General features: G+C 66.8%; 3 protein-coding genes and 1 pseudogene. All 4 read left to right on the top strand.

From position 1 onward, the window contains the following. A partial coding sequence (locus Q0741_RS02840; protein ID WP_298231683.1) for an FAD-binding protein occupies positions 1-433 on the top strand: 433 nt, incomplete at its 5' end. 393 nt (positions 434-826) lie between these two features. Beyond that, entirely contained in the window at positions 827-1,609 is a 783-nt protein-coding gene (locus Q0741_RS02835; protein ID WP_298231682.1) for a 3-hydroxybutyrate dehydrogenase, read from the top strand. Positions 1,610-1,628: 19 nt separating this feature from the next. Beyond that, positions 1,629-3,620, top strand: coding sequence for an acyl CoA:acetate/3-ketoacid CoA transferase (locus tag Q0741_RS02830; protein WP_298231681.1), 1,992 nt, complete (start codon positions 1,629-1,631; stop codon positions 3,618-3,620). A 383-nt stretch (positions 3,621-4,003) separates the two neighbouring features. Beyond that, positions 4,004-4,180: pseudogene (locus Q0741_RS02825) on the top strand (4-hydroxyphenylpyruvate dioxygenase); the annotation flags it as partial.

The raw sequence follows: 4,180 nt of genomic DNA, 5'->3' as shown, positions 1-4,180 counted from the left end.
GGCCGCGGTGGGCGACAGCGGCAAGAGCGCCTTCGTCGGCCGCGAGCTGACCAAGTCGGATCGCCCCGAGCTGACCGCTGCCAAGATCATCGTCTCGGGCGGCCGCGCGCTGGGCTCGGCCGAGAAATTCACCGAAGTGCTCACGCCGCTGGCCGACAAGCTGGGCGCCGCGCTGGGTGCCTCGCGCGCCGCGGTGGATGCCGGTTACGCCCCCAACGACTGGCAGGTGGGCCAGACGGGCAAGATCGTGGCCCCGCAGCTCTACATCGCCTGCGGCATCAGCGGCGCGATCCAGCACCTGGCGGGCATAAAGGACTCCAAGATGATCGTGGCGATCAACAAGGACCCGGAAGCGCCCATCTTCAGCGTGGCTGACTACGGGCTTGAAGCGGACCTGTTTTCCGCCGTTCCTGAACTGGTGGCAGCCCTATAGCCGTTCACGGAGGCCCCATGGCTCTTCTTCGACAGTGCCTCGCTGAATTGCGCTCCAGGCACGGGGATGCCTGCGACGGGCTGTACCCGCCTGGCAGGCAACGCGATGGCTTGAGTCGCGTCACGAACCCTTTGCGTGAAGCAAGGCAAGGCGATGCGCGTGGTGCCGAGCGCCATCGAGTGCCGGCTGCGGGAAGTGCCGGCAACGTGCAAGGCATCGGGCACCGATAGCGCGAGGTCTCGGGAAAGGCTGCTGCCAACCGCGGCGGCGCGGCCGCGAGGCCGTGACAACAGGCGACGGCCGTGGAGTGTCTCGCATGCAGGACACGAACGCGGCTGCCGTCTGTCTCGTATGGAACGGGTCTGCTGACCCCATGCATGAAGGGAGGCGTCAATGCTCAAGGGTCGATCTGCAATCGTCACTGGGTCCACCAGCGGCATCGGACTGGAAATCGCGCGCACGCTGGCACGCTCAGGTGCCAATGTCATGCTCAACGGCTTTGGGGACTCGAGCCAGATCAAAGCTTTGCGTAGCTCCTTGGCTGAGGCAACCGGTGTACGGGTCGAGTACTCCAGCGCCGACATGAGCCGCCCTGACCAGATTGCCGGCATGGTGGCGGAGGCGGCGGCGGCCTTCGGTGCCGTTGACATCCTGGTGAACAACGCCGGCATCCAGTTCGTGGCTCCCGTGGACGAGTTCCCTGACGACAAGTGGTCGCAGATCCTGGCGATCAACCTGAGCTCGAACTTCCACGCCATCAAGGCCGTGCTGCCTGGCATGAAGCATCGCCAGTGGGGGCGCATCATCAACGTGGCGTCCGCCCACGGCCTCGTGGCCTCCCCATTCAAGTCGGCTTACGTTGCAGCCAAGCATGGCGTTGTCGGGTTGACCAAGACGGTGGCGCTCGAAGTGGCTGAAACCGCCATCACCTGCAATGCGGTCTGCCCCGGCTACGTGAAGACGCCACTGGTGGAGGGCCAGATCAAGGACCAGGCCAGGGTGCATGGCATGAGCGAGCACGAGGTGGTGCGCGAAGTCATTCTGGCCTCGCAGCCGAACAAGCGCTTCGTCGGCCTGGAGGAACTGGCGCAGGTGGTGCTGTTCCTGTGCTCGGACGCCGCCGCCTCGATCACGGGCACGGCGCTGCCGGTGGACGGCGGCTGGACCGCGCGCTGATCCGGCACGGGAGATCGCCATGCAGTCGCCCCGTCCTGCCGCCGATGCCGGCAAGATCGTCTCGGCCGCCGATGCCGTGCGCCTCATCCGCTCGGGCGACACGGTCGCCACCTCCGGTTTCGTGGGCATCGGCTTCGCGGAGGAAATCGCCATGGCCCTGGAGCAGCGTTTCATTGCCGAGGCCGAGCCGCGCGACCTGACGCTGGTCTATGCGGCGGGCCAGGGCGACGGCCGCGACAAGGGGCTCAACCACCTGGCGCACGAGGGCCTGCTCAAGCGCGTCGTGGGCGGGCACTGGGGCCTGGTGCCCAAGCTGGGCGCGCTGGCGATTGCCAACCGCGTGGAGGCCTACAACCTGCCGCAGGGCGTGATCTCCTGCCTGTTCCGCGACATCGCCGGTGGCCGCCCGGGACATCTGAGCAAGGTGGGCCTGGGCACCTTCGTCGATCCGCGCCTGGGCGGCGGCAGGATGAATGCCCGCACCGCCGAAGAGCTGGTGGAGCTCGCGCACCTGGGCGGCACGGAGAGCCTGTTCTACAAGGCCTTTCCCATCCACGTCGCCATCATCCGCGCCACCACCGCGGACCCCGACGGCAACCTCACCATGGAGCGCGAGGCCCTGACGCTGGAGTCGTTGTCCATCGCCACCGCGGCGCACAACAGCGGCGGCATCGTCATCGCGCAGGTGGAGCGCGTGGCCGAACGCGGCACGCTCAACCCGCGCCAGGTGAAGGTGCCCGGCATCCTGGTGGACTGCGTGGTCGTGGCCGAGCCGCAGCACCATTGGCAGACCTTCCGCACGCCTTACCACCCGGGCTTCAGCGGCGAGATGCGGGTGCTGGCGCAAGGGCAGCCGCCGCTGCCGCTGGACGAGCGCAAGGTCATCGCGCGGCGCGCCGCGATGGAGCTGCGCGCCAACAGCGTGGTGAATCTGGGCATCGGCATGCCCGAGGGCATCGCGGCCGTGGCGGCGGAGGAGCGCATCATCGACCTGCTCACGCTCACGGCCGAGCCCGGCGTGATCGGCGGCCAGCCTGCCAGCGGGCTGGACTTCGGCGCGGCGGTGAACACGCAGGCCGTGATCGACCAGCCGTACCAGTTCGATTTCTACGATGGTGGCGGGCTCGACGTGGCTTTCCTGGGCCTGGCGCAGGCCGATGCGCAGGGCAACCTCAACGTCAGCAAGTTCGGCCCGCGCCTGGCCGGTGCCGGCGGCTTCATCAACATCAGCCAGAACGCGAAGAAGGTGGTGTTCGTCGGCACCTTCAGTGCCTCGGGGCTTGACGTGGCGGTTGAGGATGGGTGCCTTCGCATCCGCGGCGAGGGCCGCACGCCCAAGTTCGTGCAGCAGGTCGAGCACGTGACCTACAGCGGCGCCGTGGCGCTACAGCGCGGCCAAGAGGCGCTGTACGTGACCGAGCGCTGCGTGTTCCGGCTCACGCCGCGCGGGCTGGAGCTCATCGAGATCGCGCCGGGCATCGACCTGGAGCGCGATGTGCTCGCACGCATGGCGTTCCGCCCGGCCATTGCCGAGCCGCTCAAGCGCATGGACGAGGCCATCTTTCAGCCGCAACCCATGGACTTGCGCGCGCAGATGCTGCGGTTGCCACTGGAGCAGCGCTTCGCCTTCGACCCGGCACAAGGGGTGTTCTTCGCCAACTTCGAGGGCCTGACGGTGCGCAGCATCCAGGACGTCGACGCCCTGCGCGCGGCGCTGGAGCAGCGCCTGGACGTTCTGGGCCGCAAGGTGCCGGCCCTGGTGGACTATGACAACTTTCTGGTGCTGCCCGACGCGCTCGACGCCTACACGGACATGGTGCGCGACGTGGCCTCCAGGCACTACTCGCGCGTCACCCGCTACACCACCAGCGCCTTCCTGCGCGCCAAGCTCGGCGAAGCGCTGCTGCAGCGCGGAGTCGCACCCCACATCTTCGAAAGCGCCGCGGACGCCCACAAGCAGTTGCGCCTGCTCGAAATGTCCACCACGACGGGCGAAGCGGTGGACCAGTAAGACGGATTCCGCTTGGTGGCCGGACGATCCATTGCCCGAACGGGTTTTTGTTTCAGTGCCAATGAAGTGCTGGAATGGCACTTCACGTCTGGTTGCCGGCGCCATCCCGATTCAGCGATCGCCCGGAAATCCATGCGAGCTTCACCACGACATTCCCAGCACTTGCCGGACCAGCCCGGTCCGAGCGATCAATGGATGACAACGTGGTGATCATCGGCGCCGGGATCGCTCCATGAAGGAAGTCTGGTTTTGCACCATCCCGTTCCTGGGAAAGCACTGGGCGCTGTCGGTCCGGGGCATTGCATGTGCGCCTCCGCCGGGTCGAAGATCCGATCCGCCAACAGACAAGACACCAGCCAGGATGCTGATTCCGGAGAACTGCAATGACTGACCTTTTTGACAATCCGATGGGCCTGATGGGCTTCGAGTTCGTCGAGTTCGCCTCGCCCAACCCGGGCATGCTGGAACCGATCTTCGAGAAGCTCGGCTTCACCCTCGTCGCCAGGCACCGCTCCAAGGACGTGCTGCTGTACCGCCAGGGCGACATCAACTTCATCGTC

Source organism: uncultured Azohydromonas sp., from assembly GCF_937926365.1.
GTDB lineage: Bacteria > Pseudomonadota > Gammaproteobacteria > Burkholderiales > Burkholderiaceae_C > Azohydromonas.
This window is presented reverse-complemented; position numbering and strand designations above follow the sequence as displayed.

What these genes read in the sequence shown, in the direction of transcription:
- Q0741_RS02835 (WP_298231682.1), top strand. Translation starts at nt 827, where the DNA reads ATGCTCAAGGGTCGATCTGCAATCGTCACTGGGTCCACCAGCGGCATC.
- Q0741_RS02830 (WP_298231681.1), top strand. Translation starts at nt 1,629, where the DNA reads ATGCAGTCGCCCCGTCCTGCCGCCGATGCCGGCAAGATCGTCTCGGCC.